The organism is Flavobacterium nitrogenifigens (genome assembly GCF_003254565.1).
Taxonomy (GTDB): Bacteria; Bacteroidota; Bacteroidia; order Flavobacteriales; family Flavobacteriaceae; genus Flavobacterium; species Flavobacterium nitrogenifigens.
Window position 1 is genome coordinate 103,858 of record NZ_QJRI01000175.1, and the last position, 19,056, is coordinate 122,913.

Here is a 19,056-nt window from a genome sequence, read left to right on the forward strand (position 1 = left end):
TTAGTTTTTTAGAATTGATGTATAAATTTAAGTATTTTCTATTTCAAGAATAAAAAACTAACGTTAAGTTTACCCATTCTAATCTTCCCATGTTTCGATCAAGTTATCCTTCCATAATTTCTGAGCAAACTCTTTAAAAACTTTTGGGCCTTTTTTAAAGTTTTCATCCAGTTTATATTCACCACCTTCAAACTGTTGTTTACCATTATCATCTATGCCAACAGCGACTTTATTTTCGCCACGCATTGCATATTTTGTATTGCCTTCGTACATAATAATCTTCATGTCACAAGGACTAACATCGCCATGACAAACGGTTTTATACATGAGCCAAGTTTCGGCAATTCCGTTTTTGTTTAAATCGGTAACTTGAAAAGTGTTTTTTACAAATGAAGCTACAATATCAACAGGACAATCTGAAATATAATCGTATACTTTCCAAGTTTGCTTAGTTTCATTGCCAGAAACTATAAAATGATATGCAAATAATTCAGCGTCAGAACCATCATTTTCATGTACAAATTTTTTATTGATATGATAGCCAGTTTCTGTAGTAATTACAATATTATCTCCCGATTTATCTTTCCAGCGAACAGCATTTTTTATAAAACCTTCGTATTTAATTGAACTTGGAAATTGTGTAGAATCGATTTTTTCAACTGTTAAAATAAAAGGTTCTTCCGTTGAAGGTCTTTCATTTGAAGCCGCAGTTTTAATTTCATCTTTTTTCTCTGGTTTGCAATTTGAAAAGAGAACAAGAACTAGTAATAAGATTGTAATTTTTTTCATAAAAAGGTTATATGCAATTCTAATGTGTAAGCTGTTTTTTAATCAATACAATTTGTCCTAAATGGTAATAACTATGTTCAATCATAGCTTCAATGTTTCTTTTGTAGCTTCCGTATTTGGCATCTACAAAAACGGCATCGAGTTTTTCATCGGGCATTTGTTCTACAAAAGAGGCAAATGCTTCGGCATCATGCCAAAATTGATTTAGAAAACTATTCCATTGTTCCTGCGAATGGATAGGAGGAAAGTCAAAGCTAAATTTGTCTTTTATGTCCAATGTTCCGCCTTTAAAAACCTGATTAATTCCTTTTATATAATAATGAATATGTTGCGCTAGAGCGGCAATCGTATTTAAATCCTGAATCGGACTAACAGCAATTTTCCAATCTAGATTTTCGAGCTGATCTTTAAAATTGGTGTTTGCAATCCAAGTTCCGTTTAAAATAACTTCTCTAAAACGATTGGCAATTTCTGCGGTACTTTTCATATTTCATAAATTTTTGGAGTTACTATTAAAAGTTTATTCCTGCTGAATCCATTCGTATTTTCCGTTTTTCAGATAAATAACGCCACCTCCGCAGCTTTCTTCTGCATGAATAAAGATTCCGTCATTTGGCAGCTTTATTTTGTCTTCTTCTGCGACCTGTTCTTCGCCGATAATGTCGCCGTCTTCATTTACGTTATCAAAGTAAACTTCGTTTTTCGGAGCTTTTTCAAAAATTCCAGCCCAATCAATTTCGTCAAAACCACGATCTAAAATATCATTTCCAAAACCTAAATAATCAGTTCTTTTTCCGTTTCCGTAAGTGATTCTAAAACCGCTTTTTTGGTTGTTCGTACTTCTAAAAATTTCTACTGTTTCGTCTAGATTATCTCCGTCAAGATCACATAAAATTTTATTGGTTTTATGTTTTGTAGATAATACAATCGTATCTGTTTTTTGCGTTTCTGGTTCTTTCTTTCCAGTCACTTCCAGAGAATCTTTTGAAGCAATTTTAGGAATTTCTGATTCAGTTTTTGTTTCTTTTTTACAAGAAATACTTAGTAATGATAAAAGGAGTAGAGTTCTAATTTTCATATTAGGCTTAGATAAATTTTAAAATGCTAATATAAAAAAATACGTACGAAAATATATGGTTTTATGAATTATTGAGTATTATCCTTTTAAATCATTTTATGAATTGCCTCCAGCTTTAGCTGGAGGTAGAATATTGATATAAAAAAGGCTTTAGCCAAAAAAAACGATTTGGCTAAAGCCCTTTTGAGACTTTTATGAATCTCCAGCTAAAGCTAGAGGCAATTGAAAATACATCTATTTAGATTTCCTAATCTTAACTTGATATACAATCTCCCAAAAAATAATTGAGAAAACTGCATTAGCAAAAATAGCAGTTTTAACCTGATAAGGATCGTAATTGACAAATAGGTGCAAATTGGTAAACTGTAAAGCCAGAAACATTGCTAAAGCCGCAATTCCGACAGCGCAAAGAGCATTAAGTAAAGGTTTCCATTTTAAAGCTGTGAATGCATAAATAAGATTCAAAATACCGAAACCAGCTCCTAAAGTTACAAATGGATCACCTTTAAATTTTTCGTTTAATTCTAGTAAAAGGTGCGTAGAAGTAAGGTATAAAAAGAAAAGTATAGAATAAATCAGGATTCGTATTTGTGGTTTCATTTCGTGTTTTTAATATGATAAATTTTTAAATACGAAGATACTATTTAATGTCTTAAAATGTCGTTAAGATAATTCGGTACCTATTTCCAAAAATTCTTAAGTGTGTTAAAATGCTCTTCATTATCTTCTGCATCGGTGTATACATATAAATTATCCCAATAAATAAGACCTCCAATTTTAACGAAAATTTTATAATATCCTGTAGTAAGGGTTTTTATATCAAGTTTAGGATTATTTGTGGCCAATTCGTTTAAAGAAAGTTTAGAACTTGATATAATAGATTGTTCGCTATATAAGCTGCTGTTTAAAATAGTGCTGAAATCAACACTTTGATAAATTTTTTCAGGAGTTGCAGGAACTAACCATATTGCTGTAATGTTTTCTTGCGCAGAAATGTAAAGATTGTTGTTGTTGCGTGCAGGATTAGGATAAATTATAAATTTGTTTTTTACAAAAGTATTTGGGTTACCGAGTTTTAATCCCATATCGTCTGTAGTTTGTCTAAAATCAACTCCTGTTACAAGATTTATAGAAGTTTTATCGGTTTGAGGAGTTTTATCGTCATTGCTGCAGCTTATCGCTAAAAGAGATATAAGAATAAAAAGTATTTTTTTCATGTTTAATTTATTTGTAATGTTTTGAAAGGTGTAAAATAGCTCTGATTAGGATTTTATGGCAAAAGTGTTTCTATTTTGGTTTCCGATTTTTCCTTTAGCGGACTATCTGCTTTCAAACTCCAAATGATTAGAAATTTTCCTTTCACAACATATTCTTCTGGATGCTCATCGGTTGGCTCACCTGCTTTTCCCCACAATAAACCTTGCAAGAAACGATCGCCTTTAAAAACGTGATCAAATTCAAAATACATAATAGAACCGCGATCGGCTTTGCTTTTAAAACTCTGAATGGCTTTGCTTTTTACAGTTCCAACAATGTTGCTATACGTTTCAATATCATTATAAAAACTACAAGCTTGCGGGGTAATGCAAACATTACCATCGCTTACCATATAACCGCCTTTTGGAATTTCTTTTGGTTTTAGTTTTAAATCGGTTAGGGTTTGGCTGAATGAATTGGTTGCAAATAATAGTAATAGTGTTGATAGGGTTATTGTGAATTTCATTTGTTTTGGGTTTGATTTGGAATGATAAAAATATGATTTTATTTCTCAAATGTTCTATAATTCTTTTGCCAATACCGTTCTATAAAACTCCATTTGTCTTCATTTTTAGGAATATTTTTGAGATAAGGAAGCTTTTGAATCAATTTCATAGCTTTTGGGCTAATTATTTTATAAACAGATATTGATTGGGGATTTTTTTCAACCTCAAAATCACAACCGTGTCCTAATATGTAACCGTAATTTATTAGCTTAAAGTTTTCAATTTTACTTAAATGACTTTCCCAATTTAGGTCAGAGCAACCCGCTTTATTATATGAATAATAAAATGGAACTCCTTTAATTTTTCGGATATCAAGCTCACAGTCCTCAATAAGAATGAATTTTTGAAGTTCTTTATTATATAAGTAATTATCACATTGATTTGGAATGTTACTAACAAAATAAATACGAATGTCATCATATCCATCTTCGTTAATATCTAAATATTCGACATCAAAATAGTAATCGGCAGGCTTTATGATTGTATCACCATTAATAGAGGTAAGACAATAAAAAGATTTATTTCTTGATTTTTGAATGTAATACTGCTTATTAATGGCTAAAGTATCGGTTAGAAAAATATCCGAATTTAATTGCGGATTTTCTTTTTTAATTTCAGAATTCTCTTTTTTGTTACTAAAATCAGTTTTGTTATTTGAATTGAAATTACAAGCAGTAGATAAAACAAATAATGCGAAAAGCAACAACTTCTTCATAGAAATATTGTGGTTAGTAGATTAGCATTTACAAAAAAAGCACAAATTAAAGAGATATTTGTGCTTTCATAAATTTTATATGTAGAGGAATTATTTTTCTTTTAGTAATTTTTCTAAATATTCCACTTTGTCTTTTTCAGCTTGAACCAAACGTTCGTAAAGTTCTACAACTTTATCAAGTGGGTTGAAATTACAAGAATTATTCATTATAAAACTTCCTGTAACAGATTCATTAAAAGTATTAAAATAATTAAATACATTTTCCTCCGAAAAACTTTTAATAGCTTCTACCGTAACGCCAAGTGCTTCTGCAATTTTAGTAAGTTTAGAATCATCAATAGTTTCACTTCCTTCAATACCAGAAATAGCCTGCTGATTTGTACCAATTGCCTGCGCAAGTGCTTCCTGTTTCATACCTCGAAATTCCCTGATTCGGCTGATGTTTCTGCCGATATGTTTTGGTTTAGATGTCGTGCTCATAATTTCAAAGGTATTTAATTTTTTTGATCTTATTGAAGAGTTAATATATGATTTTTCTGAGGTAAAATTGACTGTTTAAGTCTCAGTTTAGAATGTGGATTATCCACAATCTTGTCAAAAATGAAAAACTTTAGGGTTACTTTACGTGGGCTTCGACTTCTCTCAGCCTGACAGATGTGCATAGGTGCAAAATAAAAAAATCCTACTCACTTTTTGAGAATAGGATTTATAATATATAGTTTGAGATTAAAAGCTTAGTTTAAATTCGATTTTGTTAATTTCGTCTTGTTTTCCAGACTTGAACTCAATATTTTTAAGATTATTGAGTGATGTATCAATAATGATTTTTGAGTCTTTTTTGATTGATCTTTTAGTCTTAATTATTTTTTTTACACTTTTCATATTCTTTTCCTTTTAATTAAAAAACCATCATAGTTTTTTTTATAATCAAATGGCTCATCTATGATTTTGTTATTTTCAATCATTCGTGCACCAAATATATCAAAAGTTTCTGATAATTCCTTTAGATTTAACATTATGGCTCTTTTGTAAGTGTTTGTTCTTCTAGTGTCACTACCTCTTAAAAATATTGTTATATGGGGGTTAACACTTGTAAATTCGTATGCAGTTTTTGCTACTGTTGCTAAAACAATTCTAATATCCCCATTATCATTTATGACTTGATCATCTATAATATATTTCTTTTTTGAGGGATCGTATTTTAAATCTCCAAAACCAAGATTGTATACATTGGGATTTTGTGTAGGGGAATAAACAACTATTTTTCTAAAATTGCCTTTATGTCCGATACTTACAAAATTAAATACTGTAGATAATTCATTTTTGATAAGAGCATATTTTTTGTAATTCATTAATATGTAAATTTCTTACAAATTTAAAGTTTTTATAAGCCTGTCTGACTTTTTTGAGATAAAATTTTCAACAAAAAAATCCCGCCTCAATTAAGAAACGGGACTTCGATGATATTCTCTTTTTTTCTATTGTTAAACCGTAGCTGCAATTTCTTGTGGCAACGGAATTTGATTTTTAAGTAAATCTTCAAATGTTTCAGCTTGGCGAATCAAGATTCCTTGACCGTTCATCCAAAGAACTTCAGCTGGTTTGTATCTTGAGTTGTAGTTTGAAGACATTGAGAAACAGTATGCTCCAGCATTTCTGAAAGATAAGATATCACCCTCAGTAATTTCTTGAATTCTACGGTTGCTTGCAAAAGTATCTGTTTCGCAAATGTATCCTACAACAGAGTAAAAACGCTCTTTTCCTTTCGGATTAGAAATGTTGTCAATATGGTGCGAAGATCCGTAAAACATTGGACGAATTAAGTGGTTGAAACCACTGTCGATTCCAGCAAAAACTGTTGAAGTCGTTTGTTTTACTACGTTTACTTTTACTAAGAAATGACCTGCCTCACTCACCAAGAATTTTCCTGGTTCAAAAATCAAAGTTAAATCTCTGCCATATTCAGCACAAAAAGCATTGAATCTTTTAGATAATTTTTTACCTAATTCTTCGATGTCTGTTTCGATATCGTCTTTTTTGTAAGGCACTTTGAATCCGCTTCCGAAATCTAAGAATTGTAAATCTTTGAAATGTTTTGCGGTATCGAACAAGATTTCAGCAGCATACAAGAATACTTCGATATCTAAAATATCAGATCCTGTGTGCATGTGAATTCCGACAATACTCATTTTTGTGTTTTCAACAATTCGCAAAATATGAGGAATCTGGTGTACAGAAATTCCGAATTTGCTATCGATATGTCCAACAGAAATGTTAGCGTTTCCGCCCGCCATTACGTGTGGATTGATACGAATACATACTGGAATATGTGGATGTTTTGTTCCGAATTGCTCCAGAATAGATAAATTGTCGATATTGATTTGTACACCCATTGCGGCAACTTCTTCAATTTCTTCTAAAGAAACTCCATTTGGTGTAAAGAAAATTCTTTCGGGTTCATAGCCAGCATGAAGTCCTAATTGAACTTCCTGAATTGATACAGTGTCTAAGCCAGACCCCATGTTCTTTAATAACTGAAGAATCGCAATGTTAGACAATGCCTTCATGGCATAATTAACTCTTAAGTTTTCTACCTTAGAGAAAGCTTTAGTTAATCTGTTGTACTGAGATTGGATTTTTTCAGCATCGTAAACATACAATGGACTTCCAAATTGGTCTGCTAACTGCAGTAAATCTTTTGCTTGCATTTTTCAAATTATTTTGAGCAAAGTTATTACACTTTTGATTACCAGCAAATAATTTGCAGAAAAATAACAAAATATAACAAATTGTTTTATTTCAAACAAAAAGTTGGTGTTTTTCGAATTTTATAACCTTTTTAAAGGTGCTGAGGTTCTAAGATGCTAAGGTACTAAGTTTTTTCTGCCACGAATTCACGAATTTAACTAATTCTTAAATGCTGTAGAAATTGTTTTTTGCTATGAATTAGACTAATTTAAATGGATTATTTTTTTTTCGCCACGAATTTACAAATTTCTCTAATTTTTACTTTGCGTACCCAATGGCAAGTGTCATTGGCAATCTGCTTAAATATAATTCGTGAAATTAAAGCAGAGGATGATTTTCAGCGTCTTGAATTTCTTGAATTTGTGAATTCGTGGCGGAAAAAAATAAAAAAACAAAACCCCTGAATATAAATTCAAGGGTTTGTTAGTAGTTATGTTGTTATCGGAATAAAGATTAATAAAATGCAAGGGAAAAAACTTAGAACCTTAGCATCTTAGTATCTCAGAAACTTAAAAATTATAAACTCGGTAAATCTCCTTTTCCTTTAGTAGGCAAGTTTGTAGATCCCATAAGGAATAAATCTACTTCTCTTGCTGCTTCGCGACCTTCTGAAATAGCCCACACGATTAATGATTGTCCTCTTCTCATATCACCAGCAGTGAAAATGTGAGGAACGTTTGTCTGATAGTTATGCGCTTTGTAGTTGCTTCTCATATCAGTTTCGATTCCTAATTGCTCGCTTAATGTTTTCTCAGGACCTGTAAATCCAAGAGCTAATAAAGCTAAATCGCAAGGCCAGATTTTCTCAGAACCTTCTTTTTCGATTAATTCAGGACGCTGACCTGGAGTCATTTTCCATTGCACTTCAACCGTTTTTAATCCAGTTAATTCACCTTTTTCGTTAGAAATGAATTCTTTAGTGTTGATTAACCAATTTCTGTCGCAACCTTCTTCGTGAGAAGAAGATGTTTTAAGCTGCAACGGCCAGAAAGGCCAAGGAGTTGACTCGCTTCTTCCAACTGGAGGTTTTGGTAAAATCTCAAAGTTAGTTACCGATTTTGCTCCGTGTCTGTTTGAAGTTCCAATACAGTCAGAACCTGTATCTCCACCACCAATAACGATTACATCTTTACCAGTTGCTTTAACCTGATCTGGAATAGATTCTCCGTATAAAACTTTAGTTTGTTGAGTTAAAAAATCCATTGCCTGAACAACACCTTTGCTTTCAATTCCTTTAGTTGGCAAGCTTCTTCTTTCTGTTGCTCCTCCACATAAAACGATAGAATCGAATTGGTTTAATTCTTCAACGCTGAAGTTAACACCAACGTTTACATTTGTTTTGAAAGTGATTCCTTCTGCTTCAAGAATAGCTACACGACGATCGATAATTCCTTTTTCTAATTTGAAATTCGGAATTCCGTAACGTAATAAACCTCCAATTGCGTTGTCTCTTTCAAAAACAGTTACAGTGTGACCTGCTCTGTTTAATTGCTGAGCCGCAGCAAGACCCGCAGGTCCAGAACCAATAACAGCAACAGTTTTGCCAGTTCTTGTTTTTGGTGCTTGTGGTTTAATCCATCCTTCAGCGAAACCTCTTTCTACGATGCTTTTCTCGATGTTTTCGATAGAAACCGGATCTTTGATGATTCCTAATACACATGATTTCTCACATGGAGCAGGGCATAAGCGTCCTGTAAATTCAGGGAAGTTATTAGTAGATTGTAAAATCTCTAACGCGCTCTGCCATTCTTCCTGATGCACCATGTCGTTGAAGTCAGGAATTAAATTTCCTAACGGACAACCACTGTGGCAAAAAGGAATTCCACAGTCCATACATCTTGATCCTTGTTCTTTTAATTTATCTTTTGGTACCGGAATAGTAAATTCGTTGTAGTTAGAAACACGTTCTGCTACTGCTAAATTACTTTCATCGGCTCTGTTATATTCTTTAAATCCGCCTATTTTACCCATGACATTTTTATTAAATTTAGTTGTGAGATGTGAAATGTGAGAAGTGAGTTGAGAAGCTCAACCTTTGTACCTCTGCACCTTTGTACCTCTGCACCTTTGTAACTCAGAACCTTTTAATCAGCTATTAATTCTTCTATTTTTTTCTCTTCTGCAATTCTTTGTAATGCTTTTTTGTAATCAGTTGGCATTACTTTTACGAAGTGCTGTTGTTGGTTTTCCCAGTCTGCTAAAATTCTTTTTGCTAATGGACTGCTTGTGTACAACGAATGGTTTTTGATTAGTTTTCTAAGTTTCGTAAGATCTTCTTCTTCCATTGGATCGAATGCAACCATTTCCATGTTACAAACTGTAGAATCGAATTTCTTTTTCGGATCGTAAACATAAGCTACACCACCGCTCATACCAGCTGCGAAGTTTCTTCCTGTTTTTCCTAAAACTACTACTGTACCACCGGTCATGTATTCGCAACCGTGATCTCCAATTCCTTCAACAACTGCTGTTGCTCCAGAATTTCTAACACAGAAACGCTCTCCGGCCATTCCATTAATATAAGCCTCTCCGGTAATAGCTCCGTAAAGGGCAACGTTTCCTATAATGATATTGTCTTCAGGGTTGAAGGTTGCAGTAGGAGGTACTTTTACAATTAATTTTCCTCCAGAAAGACCTTTTCCTAAATAATCATTACAGTTTCCGTGAATTTTAAATGACAATCCGTTTGTTGCGAATGCACCAAAACTTTGTCCAGCAGAACCTTCAAAATCAACTAAAATAGTGTCATCAGGTAATCCTTGTGCGCCGTAGATTTTTGAGATTTCGTTACTCAAAATAGCACCTACAGAACGGTCTGTATTTTTAATTTTAAAAGTTACTCTTGTTTTCTCTTTTCTATAGATAGACGGAATCGCTTCTTTGATGATGTCAAAATCCAATACATTTTCAAGTTGGTGATCTTGAGTAGTTGTATTATGATTTGGCTCTGTTTTCGCTTTTTCCGGTTTGTATAGAATTGTTGACAAGTCTAAACCATTTGCTTTATAATGTTTGATAGCTTTGTTCACATTTAATTTTTGTGACTGACCTACCATTTCTTTTAAAGTTCTGAAACCTAACTGTGCCATGATTTCTCTTAACTCCTCAGCAATGAAATACATGAAGTTGATTACGTGCTCTGGAGTTCCTTTGAAATTCTTTCTCAATTCAGGATCTTGAGTTGCAATACCAACTGGGCAAGTATTTAAGTGACAAGCTCTCATCATGATACATCCAGAAGCTACAAGCGGAGCAGTAGCGAAACCGAATTCTTCAGCTCCTAATAAAGCTGCGATAGCCACGTCACGACCTGTTTTTAACTGTCCGTCACACTCTAAAACTACACGGCTTCTTAAATCGTTCAAGATCAAAGTCTGCTGAGCTTCAGCTAATCCAAGTTCCCACGGAATACCTGTGTGCTGTAAAGATGTTAATGGTGCAGCTCCCGTTCCTCCGTCATAACCAGAAATTAAGATAACGTCCGCTTTTGCTTTGGCAACACCGGCAGCGATTGTTCCAACTCCAACTTCAGAAACTAATTTTACGTTAATACGAGCTTCGCGGTTTGCATTTTTCAAATCGTAAATCAACTGAGATAAATCCTCAATAGAGTAAATATCGTGGTGAGGAGGAGGTGAAATCAAACCTACATAAGGCGTAGAGTTTCTAGTTTCAGCAATCCAAGGCACCACTTTTTCTCCAGGTAACTGTCCACCTTCTCCAGGTTTCGCTCCCTGAGCCATTTTAATCTGGATTTCTTTAGCATTTGTCAAATAGTTGATCGAAACACCAAAACGTCCTGATGCAACTTGTTTAATTGCAGAGTTTCTAGAATCTCCGTTAATTTCTTTCTGGAAACGTCTTGGATCTTCTCCACCTTCTCCAGAGTTACTTTTTCCTCCAATTCTGTTCATTGCAATTGCTAAGTTCTCATGCGCTTCTTGGCTGATAGAACCATAAGACATTGCTCCAGTTTTGAATTTCTTTACAATTTCTGTCCAAGGTTCTACTTCGTCAATAGAAATTGGATCTAAGTTGTTGAATTCAAATAAACCTCTAATGGTCATTAAGTTCGAGCTTTGCTCATTAACGGCATTTGAGTATTCTTTATAACTTTCTGGGCTGTTTAAACGAACTGCCTGTTGTAATTTAGAAATAGTGGTTGGGTTAAACATGTGTTTTTCACCACCACGTCTCCATCTGTAAATACCTCCAATTTCAAGAGAAAGCAAGTTTGCAATTTTTGAATTTGGGAAAGCTTTTTGGAAACGTTTTTTTACTTCTTTTTCAACTTCCATTAAACCAATTCCTTCAATTCTTGATGGAGTGTATGGGAAGTATTTAGATGTAAATGTTTTGTTTAAACCTAAAATCTCGAAAATCTGAGCAGCTCTATACGAATGTAAAGTAGAGATACCAATTTTGTTCATGATTTTTACGATTCCTTTTGCAATCGCTTTGTTGTAGTTAACTACAGCATAATCTGCTTTTACTTTTGTAATGAAACCTTTTTCAACTTGATCGTGAATGATTTCGTTTACCATGTAAGGGTTGATGGCGCTTGCACCGTATCCGAACAATAAAGCAAAATGATGAGGTTCGCGTGGTTCAGCAGATTCGATGATGATTCCGAATTTAGAACGAACTTGTAAAATGTTCAAAGAGTGGTGAATATAAGAACAAGCCAATAACATTGGGATTGGAGCCAATTCTTCGCTTACACCTCTATCTGATAAGATAATGATGTTGCATCCTTCATTAACCGCTTTAAAAGTTGCTTGAACACATTTTTCAAGCGCACGCTCTAAACCGTTAACTCCTTTTTCTATTTTATATAAAGTAGAAATAGTAGCCGATTTGAAATCTGCGTGATCGATATTTCTGATTTTATCCAAATCCTCATTAGAAATAACCGGATTTTGGATTTTCAGTTTTTTACATTGTTTCGATTCAATTTCGAAAATATTGAAATCTCCACCAATCGCTAAACTGATATCAGTAATGATTTCTTCACGAATACCATCCAACGGCGGGTTTGTAACCTGAGCAAACAATTGTTTGAAGTAATTGTACAACAACTGAGGCTGATCTGAAAGAACTGCCAAAGGTGTATCGTTACCCATAGAACTGATTGCTTCAGCTCCGTCGCTTCCCATTGGGTTGATGATTGTTTTTAAATCTTCAATAGTATAACCAAACAAACGCTGTCTTGTTAAGAAATCTAATTTTTCAACAGGGGTAGGGTTGTTTGTGTAAGGAACGCTTGCCAATGGCAATAAGTTTTCGTCAACCCATTGTTTGTATGGACGTTTTGTAACGATCGCTTTTTTAACTTCTTCGTCTTCGATGATACGACCTTCATTCATATCAACCAAGAACATTTTTCCTGGCTCTAAACGACCGTGCTGAATTACATCTTCTGGGTCGATGTCTAAGACACCAATTTCAGATGACATAATTACGAATCCGCTTTTCGTTAATGTATAACGAGATGGACGTAAACCATTTCTGTCTAGTAAAGCTCCAATTACGTTACCATCTGTAAACGGAATAGAAGCTGGACCATCCCAAGGCTCCATGATACAAGCATTGTACTCATAGAAAGCTCTTTTCTCTGGAGTCATTGTCTGGTGTTTTTCCCAAGCTTCAGGAACTACCATCATCATCGCTTCAGGCAATGAACGACCTGTCATTAATAAAAGTTCAATCACCATATCCATAGAAGCAGAATCTGATTTTCCTTCTAAGATAATTGGGAATAATTTTTTAATGTCTTCGCCAAAAACTTTGCTCTGCATAAGCTCCTCACGAGCACGCATACGGCTTACGTTTCCACGAAGTGTATTGATCTCACCATTGTGACACATGTATCTAAATGGTTGAGCTAAGTCCCAAGATGGGAATGTATTTGTAGAGAAACGTTGGTGTACAAGCGCTAAACGAGTCACCAAGTCTGGATCTTTCAAATCTATATAATAACGGCTGATGTCTTCTGGCATCAATAGACCTTTATATATTATAGTAGTTGTCGATAGGCTAGTAAAATAAAACATGTGGCTTTCTGAGGTTTTAGATCCTCTTACGGCATGTTCAGCAATTTTTCTAGCTGCAAAAAGTTTTGCATTAAATTCTTGTTCAGTTAAATCTTGTCCGTTTTTAGAAACGAAAACTTGTTTAATTGTTGGTTCTTTTTCTGCGGCGATTTCACCTAAATTTTCAACGTCAACTGGCACATCTCTCCAACCTAAAACTTTTAAGTTTTGATCTTTGATAGTAGCTTCAAATGCATTAATACAAAAAGAAACCTGGTTTTTGCTTTTTGGTAAAAAAACCATTCCTACTGCATACTCACGCGCTTCTGGGATTTCAAAGTCACAAACTTTCTTAAAAAAATCATGAGGAATGTCGAATAAAATTCCGGCTCCGTCACCAGTTCTTCCATCAGAACTTACGGCACCACGATGTTCCAATTTAATTAAGATGTCTAATGCTTTGTGAATAATATCATTTGACTTAATACCATTCAAATTACAAATAAATCCTGCACCACAATTGTCGTGTTCAAATTCAGGCAGATAAAGCCCTTGTTCTTTAACTCTCATTCTTGATATTTTTTTTACAAAAATAAAGATTTCGTTAAACATAATGTATTGAAATAGTGCTTTTGCTTACATTTTTGCTGTAATATTAGAAAAAGGGTTCTTAATTATTAATATTGTTATATTAGGTATCTCGAATTGCTAAAAATATAATTACTCTTAAAATATATTAGGAAAAATCGTCGGCAGGCCAATAAATCCAATGAATTTTTTGTTAAATATCAAACTTTTTATGTGAATTGTGTTAACATTAACAAATTGTTCCGTTAACGATTTGTTTGCTTTGAAAAATTATCAACGCCTACTACCTATATATAACATTTATTTAATTGAAAAAGATTTTACTATTAAGTTGTATTTTGTTACTTTTGTCGCACTTTTATTCTGAAATAAATTCAGAACCAGACAAATTCTATATTATGAACATACACGAATATCAAGGAAAAGAAATTTTAGCGAGTTACGGAGTACGCGTACAACGCGGAATTGTGGCTAACAATGCGGTTGAAGCTGTAGCTGCTGCAAAACAATTAACTGCCGAAACTGGTACAGGATGGCATGTAATAAAAGCACAAATTCACGCAGGTGGTCGTGGAAAAGGTGGTGGAGTTAAGCTGGCTAAAAACTTACAACAAGTTGAAGAGTTAGCAGAACAAATCATCGGAATGCAGTTGATTACACCTCAGACTCCGCCTGAAGGTAAAAAAGTAAATAAGGTATTAGTTGCAGAAGATGTTTACTATCCAGGTGAAAGCGAAACTTCTGAATTTTATGTTTCTGTTTTATTGAATAGAGGTACAGGACGCAACATGATCATGTATTCTACTGAAGGTGGAATGGATATCGAAGAAGTTGCTGAGCACACTCCACACTTAATCTTTACTGAAGAAATTGATCCTTCTGTAGGATTACAAGGTTTCCAAGCTAGAAGAATTGCTTTTAACTTAGGACTTTCTGGAAACGCTTTCAAAGAAATGGTGAAATTCATCGACGCACTTTACAATGCTTACATTGGTTCTGATGCTTCTATGTTTGAAATCAACCCAGTTCTTAAAACTTCTGATAACAAAATCTTAGCTGTTGACGCTAAAGTTAACATCGACGATAACGCTTTATACAGACAAGCTAAATATGCTGAAATGAGAGATATCCGTGAGGAGAATCCAATCGAAGTTGAAGCTAAAGAAGTTGGTCTTAACTATGTTGACCTTGACGGTACTGTAGGATGTATGGTAAACGGAGCTGGTCTTGCAATGGCAACTATGGATTTAATTAAATATGCTGGTTTTGAGCCTGCTAACTTCCTTGACGTTGGTGGAACTGCTGATGCTAAACGTGTTGAAACTGCTTTCAGAATTATCTTGAAAGATCCAAACGTAAAAGCTATTTTGATTAACATCTTTGGAGGTATCGTTCGTTGTGACCGTGTTGCTCAAGGTGTTGTTGACGCTTACAAAAACATGGGTGATGCTATCAATGTGCCAATTATCGTTCGTTTGCAAGGAACAAATGCTGAAATTGCAAAAGAATTAATTGACAACTCTGGTATGCCAATCTTATCTGCAGTTCAATTCCAAGAAGCTGCTGACCAAGTAAAAGCTGCTCTTTCTTAATTAAATAAGAAATCAATTTATATAAAAAATCCATTCCGAAAGGAGTGGATTTTTTTTGGAGTTAATTTAACCGCAAAGCACGGAAGGTTTTTTGTCAAGGATTATGAATACAAACGCAAAGTTCGCAATGCTTTATGTTGAAAACAGCCACGAATTCACGAATTTTATTTTTTACAATCTTTGAAAATAATTCGTGAATTCGTGGCTAAAAAAACTTTGCGAACTTTGCGTAATTCTTTGTGTGCTTTGCGGTTAAATTATTTCTTATTTTTCCCGTTTTTAAAAACCACTTTTTCTACAACAACAGGTTTTCCATTTCCTTTTGGGAATGATTTCTTTTTAGGTTTTCCAGCTGATGATCCTGAGCCAGATGGTTTTTTATCACCTCTGTATTTTTCTGAATCTTTTGGAGCAGCTTTAAATTCAGGTCTTTCCTTAGAAGTTTCTCTTTTTGGAATTTCAGCTTTATGTTTTGCTAAAACCTCATTTGGGTTTTTAGGATTTTCTTTAGTTCCTCTTAAATGAATAACCAATCCGTTTAAGAAATTACGTAAAACCTGATCGCCACATTCCATATAATTTGGATGATCTTCTGCTCTGAAAAAAGCACCCAATTCTGATTTTGAAATTCTAAAATCTACCAATTCTAAAATTTCAACTATTTGGTCATCACGGAGCATTAAAGCCACGCGAAGTTTTTTAAGTATATCGTTATTTGTCATCGTTTATTTTTTACAAAGGTACGGTTTAAAAGCAAAAGATTTGGAGTATTTTTTTTGCCACGAATTCCACGAATTTTCACGAATTAAAATTTTAGAATGAATTAGTGTAAATTTGTGGAATTGCTTCGCCTGTTCGCTATTGCTTGGGTCGTGGCTATTTCTTATTTAAAACGCTAACTAATTTATCCAAATCTTCTTTTAAATGATTTGCTGTAACTACAATTCGATTTAATGGTTCTGCTTCTTTAGTATATCTGAAACTGGCAATGATGATTTTTTCTTGTTTTAGTTTCTCTACTAATTCGTTTGATAATAAATAAATCAAAGGGTAGTTTTTGTCAAATTTGACATTACCATTTTTAATTAAAATCGAATCAATATAATTTAAATTATCTAGCAGTTTTTGATGTTGCTTTTTATAAATTTCTTTAGCATCATAAAGCGTTTGTACAAAAGAAGGATTCATTCCTGCCGCGCTAGTAAAAGTTTCCAATTCTTTGATTTGATTTATAAATTCAGAATCAGATGCAATCACTCCGCCTGTTAATCCGAAAGCTTTTCCTAATGAAGAAACCATGATTTTTCTTTTAAGCGGAAAAGAGATTGAAGAATAAATTCCACAGCCATTTTTACCCGTAATTCCTAAAGAATGAGATTCATCGATAATTAGTGTGATTTCTTTGGTTTTTGAAATTTTTTCTAAAAAGGATAAATCGGCAGGTTTTGTTTCAAATGAAGGGACACCATCAGTTAAAATCGTTATTTTTTCAGGTTTTGAATCTAATAAGCGATTATTTAATTCCCCGTTTAAGAATATAGGAAAACTGTTTTCGGTTTGGATTGCGTTGTGTGTATCATTCAAATGGAAAAACAATCGGTTTGTTTTTTCATTAAATCGATAACTAATTTTCCTGCCAGCATTCCAGAAGAAACAGTTACGGCTTTTTCGGAACCAATATGAGACGCTAAAAAGCTTTCACCTGTATCATAAGCCGTTAGTTGAATATTCGCAGTTCTTGAGCTTCCGTAAGTCGTTCCCCATTTTAAAATATTCTGAACCACTAATTCCTGAAATGCTACATTTGTTGGAAGTCCCAAATACGCAGTTCCACCAAAATACAAATATTGTTCTTGGTCAATTTCGATAACTCTGTCTGGAAATTTTTCGACTTTCATTTTATAGCAATGTAACTCCAGTTCCGTTCAAATTAGGATAACTTACAACACCATCTTTTATGGTTACTCCAGTTGCAATATCTTCTGCCAAAAGAAGTGCGCCGTCCATATCTACATAATCTAGTTGAGGCAATAAATGGGCAATTGCAGAAATTCCAACAGTAGATTCAGTCATACAGCCCACCATTGTTCTTAATCCTAGTTTTTTAGCTTCTTCGATCATGCGTTTTCCAGGAGTTAAACCACCGCATTTTACCAGTTTTACATTAACACCATGAAAATGATTGTGGCATTTTGCTACATCTTCTTCAATAATACAGCTTTCGTCGGCAATTACAGGAAGAACAGAATGTTTAAAAACTTCTTTATGGCCTTCCCAATTATCAGCTTTCATGGGTTGTTCCAGAAATTCAACTCCAAGTTTTTTTAATTCAACAGCATTGTTGATGGTTTCTTCAACTCCCCAGCCGCAATTGGCATCTATTCTAAAAACAGCATTGGTGTGTTTACGAAGTTCTTTTACAATTTCGATATCTTCTTTGGTTCCCAATTTAATTTTATAAATAGGCCACGGAAGTTCCTGCATTTTAGAAACCATTTTGTCAATAGAAGCAATTCCGATTGTATAATCCGTCATTGGATTTCTTTCTGTCGTGTAATTCCATAATTCGTAAAGCTTTTTGCCTTTTTTACGAGCATACAAATCATTATAAGCCAAATCTAAAGCGCACAAAGCAAACATATCATCTTTTAAATAGGGATGAATTTTTGCCCAAAACACTTCTGGAGTTTCATTTTCAGTATTCTCAATAATGCTTCTTATTTTTTCCAAATCCTGCATCATCATCGGCACAGTTGTGTTGTAATACGGATTTGAAGTGGCTTCTCCAAAACCTGAAAAACCTTCGCTTTGCAACTCGACAATTAATGAAGGTTGAAAATCGATAGACTCTCTCGAAATGGTAAAAGTGTGTTTTAGTTTGAGATTATATTCTCTTAAAATTAGTTTCATTTATTGGGGTGTTTTTTTATTTCTAAATTAATAGCCTAGCCAAAGTAATGCTTCTGCAAAATGATCACGCCAAAGTTTTTCATTGTGTTCTCCGCCTTTTACAATTTTGGTTTTATCAAGGTGAAGGCAATAACAGCGTTTAGTATCTAATAAACGTTTCATCTTAGTTAAATCGTTTACCATGTCATCACTTTCTTTATCTCCGCACAGAAAGTAAATTTTCGTCTTGATTTTAGATTGTTTTTCTGTAAAAGTATAAATCTCGGGAGAAAACCAGAATGAAGGCGAAAAAACGCCTGCTTTCCCAAAAATATCAGGATATTTTAGTGCTCCGTAGTAAGAAACCAAACCGCCAAGAGAGCTTCCGAAAAGAATAGTGTTTTTGGCTTTTGTCTTGGTTCTGTAATTTGTATCAATATACGGTTTTAATGTTTTTACAATAAATTCTAAGTAATTATCAGCATTTCCACCGCCGTATTTTTCATTTTTAAAAGGAGTCAATTCATCGATGCGCTTTTCATTTCCGTGTTCGATTCCCACAACAATTACTTGAGCCCTTAAACTGTCCAGTTTTTCGTCAACATTCCATTCTCCAGAATATGAAGTTTTAGAATCAAACAGATTTTGAGCATCGTGCATATAAATAACGCTGTATTTCTTTTTAATGTCTTTAGAATAATTTTCTGGAAGATAAATCCAGATTTTTTTTGAAGTATTCAGTTGAGGTGCCTCAATCGTAAAAGTGGATACATTTTTTGAAGCAGTGCTTTGTGCTTTTCCGATAAGAGTAAACAGAAGTAAAATTGCCAAGAAAATCCTCTTCATTATCCGTGTTTTGTAT

18 protein-coding genes are annotated in these 19,056 nt (G+C 33.8%); 1 reads left to right on the plus strand and 17 read right to left on the minus strand.

The annotated features are described in order from the left end of the window. Nucleotides 1–78: 78 nt before the first annotated feature. From DM397_RS12495 to gltB, 12 genes are all read right to left on the minus strand, one after another. The gene (locus DM397_RS12495) at nucleotides 79–789 is read right to left on the minus strand and encodes a M949_RS01915 family surface polysaccharide biosynthesis protein (RefSeq protein ID WP_111377856.1); all 711 of its coding nucleotides are present in this window, start codon (nucleotides 787–789) and stop codon (nucleotides 79–81) included. A gap of 19 nt (nucleotides 790–808) precedes the next feature. After that, nucleotides 809–1,276, minus strand: coding sequence for a DUF1572 domain-containing protein (locus DM397_RS12500; RefSeq protein ID WP_111377857.1), 468 nt, complete (start codon nucleotides 1,274–1,276; stop codon nucleotides 809–811). A gap of 33 nt (nucleotides 1,277–1,309) precedes the next feature. After that, complete coding sequence (locus tag DM397_RS12505; protein ID WP_111377858.1) at nucleotides 1,310–1,867, minus strand: hypothetical protein; 558 nt, start codon at nucleotides 1,865–1,867, stop codon at nucleotides 1,310–1,312. A 234-nt stretch (nucleotides 1,868–2,101) separates the two neighbouring features. Next, entirely contained in the window at nucleotides 2,102–2,467 is a 366-nt protein-coding gene (locus tag DM397_RS12510) for a hypothetical protein (RefSeq protein ID WP_111377859.1), read from the minus strand. 80 nt (nucleotides 2,468–2,547) lie between these two features. Beyond that, a complete protein-coding gene (locus DM397_RS12515; RefSeq protein WP_111377860.1) occupies nucleotides 2,548–3,084 on the minus strand; it encodes a hypothetical protein in 537 nt (178 codons plus the stop codon). 53 nt (nucleotides 3,085–3,137) lie between these two features. Next, nucleotides 3,138–3,590: a hypothetical protein gene (locus DM397_RS12520; RefSeq protein WP_111377861.1), complete on the minus strand. Its 453-nt coding sequence runs from the start codon at nucleotides 3,588–3,590 to the stop codon at nucleotides 3,138–3,140. Between the two features lie 38 nt (nucleotides 3,591–3,628). Next, entirely contained in the window at nucleotides 3,629–4,345 is a 717-nt protein-coding gene (locus tag DM397_RS12525; protein ID WP_111377862.1) for a hypothetical protein, read from the minus strand. 90 nt (nucleotides 4,346–4,435) lie between these two features. Beyond that, entirely contained in the window at nucleotides 4,436–4,825 is a 390-nt protein-coding gene (locus DM397_RS12530; RefSeq protein WP_111377863.1) for a helix-turn-helix domain-containing protein, read from the minus strand. Nucleotides 4,826–5,223: 398 nt separating this feature from the next. Beyond that, the gene (locus DM397_RS12535) at nucleotides 5,224–5,697 is read right to left on the minus strand and encodes a DUF6934 family protein (RefSeq protein ID WP_111377864.1); all 474 of its coding nucleotides are present in this window, start codon (nucleotides 5,695–5,697) and stop codon (nucleotides 5,224–5,226) included. A 132-nt stretch (nucleotides 5,698–5,829) separates the two neighbouring features. Continuing rightward, nucleotides 5,830–7,053 (minus strand): diaminopimelate decarboxylase, encoded by a 1,224-nt coding sequence (gene lysA, locus DM397_RS12540; RefSeq protein ID WP_111377865.1) that lies wholly within the window; start codon nucleotides 7,051–7,053, stop codon nucleotides 5,830–5,832. Nucleotides 7,054–7,609: 556 nt separating this feature from the next. Next, nucleotides 7,610–9,064, minus strand: a complete 1,455-nt coding sequence (locus DM397_RS12550; RefSeq protein WP_111377867.1) for a glutamate synthase subunit beta — start codon at nucleotides 9,062–9,064, stop codon at nucleotides 7,610–7,612. A 113-nt stretch (nucleotides 9,065–9,177) separates the two neighbouring features. After that, nucleotides 9,178–13,695 carry a glutamate synthase large subunit gene (gltB, locus tag DM397_RS12555; RefSeq protein ID WP_111377868.1) on the minus strand — a complete coding sequence of 1,506 codons (4,518 nt, stop codon included), beginning with the start codon at nucleotides 13,693–13,695 and terminating at the stop codon, nucleotides 9,178–9,180. Between the two features lie 416 nt (nucleotides 13,696–14,111). On the opposite strand from gltB, the gene sucC reads away from it, so the two are divergent. Then, complete coding sequence (gene sucC / locus DM397_RS12560) at nucleotides 14,112–15,305, plus strand: ADP-forming succinate--CoA ligase subunit beta (RefSeq protein WP_111377869.1); 1,194 nt, start codon at nucleotides 14,112–14,114, stop codon at nucleotides 15,303–15,305. Between the two features lie 257 nt (nucleotides 15,306–15,562). On the opposite strand, the gene DM397_RS12565 is transcribed toward sucC, so the two are convergent. From DM397_RS12565 to DM397_RS12580, 5 genes are all read right to left on the minus strand, one after another. After that, the gene (locus DM397_RS12565; RefSeq protein WP_111377870.1) at nucleotides 15,563–16,027 is read right to left on the minus strand and encodes a DUF1456 family protein; all 465 of its coding nucleotides are present in this window, start codon (nucleotides 16,025–16,027) and stop codon (nucleotides 15,563–15,565) included. A 154-nt stretch (nucleotides 16,028–16,181) separates the two neighbouring features. Next, nucleotides 16,182–16,889, minus strand: coding sequence for an aminotransferase class I/II-fold pyridoxal phosphate-dependent enzyme (locus DM397_RS12570; RefSeq protein ID WP_239457846.1), 708 nt, complete (start codon nucleotides 16,887–16,889; stop codon nucleotides 16,182–16,184). Continuing rightward, a complete protein-coding gene (locus DM397_RS24030) occupies nucleotides 16,886–17,203 on the minus strand; it encodes a PLP-dependent aminotransferase family protein (protein WP_239457847.1) in 318 nt (105 codons plus the stop codon). Before DM397_RS24030 ends, DM397_RS12570 begins: the two co-directional genes overlap by 4 nt. A 1-nt stretch (nucleotide 17,204) precedes the next feature. Further along, entirely contained in the window at nucleotides 17,205–18,215 is a 1,011-nt protein-coding gene (locus tag DM397_RS12575) for a dipeptide epimerase (RefSeq protein ID WP_111377871.1), read from the minus strand. Between the two features lie 27 nt (nucleotides 18,216–18,242). Further along, the gene (locus DM397_RS12580) at nucleotides 18,243–19,040 is read right to left on the minus strand and encodes an alpha/beta hydrolase (RefSeq protein WP_111377872.1); all 798 of its coding nucleotides are present in this window, start codon (nucleotides 19,038–19,040) and stop codon (nucleotides 18,243–18,245) included. Nucleotides 19,041–19,056 lie beyond the last annotated feature (16 nt).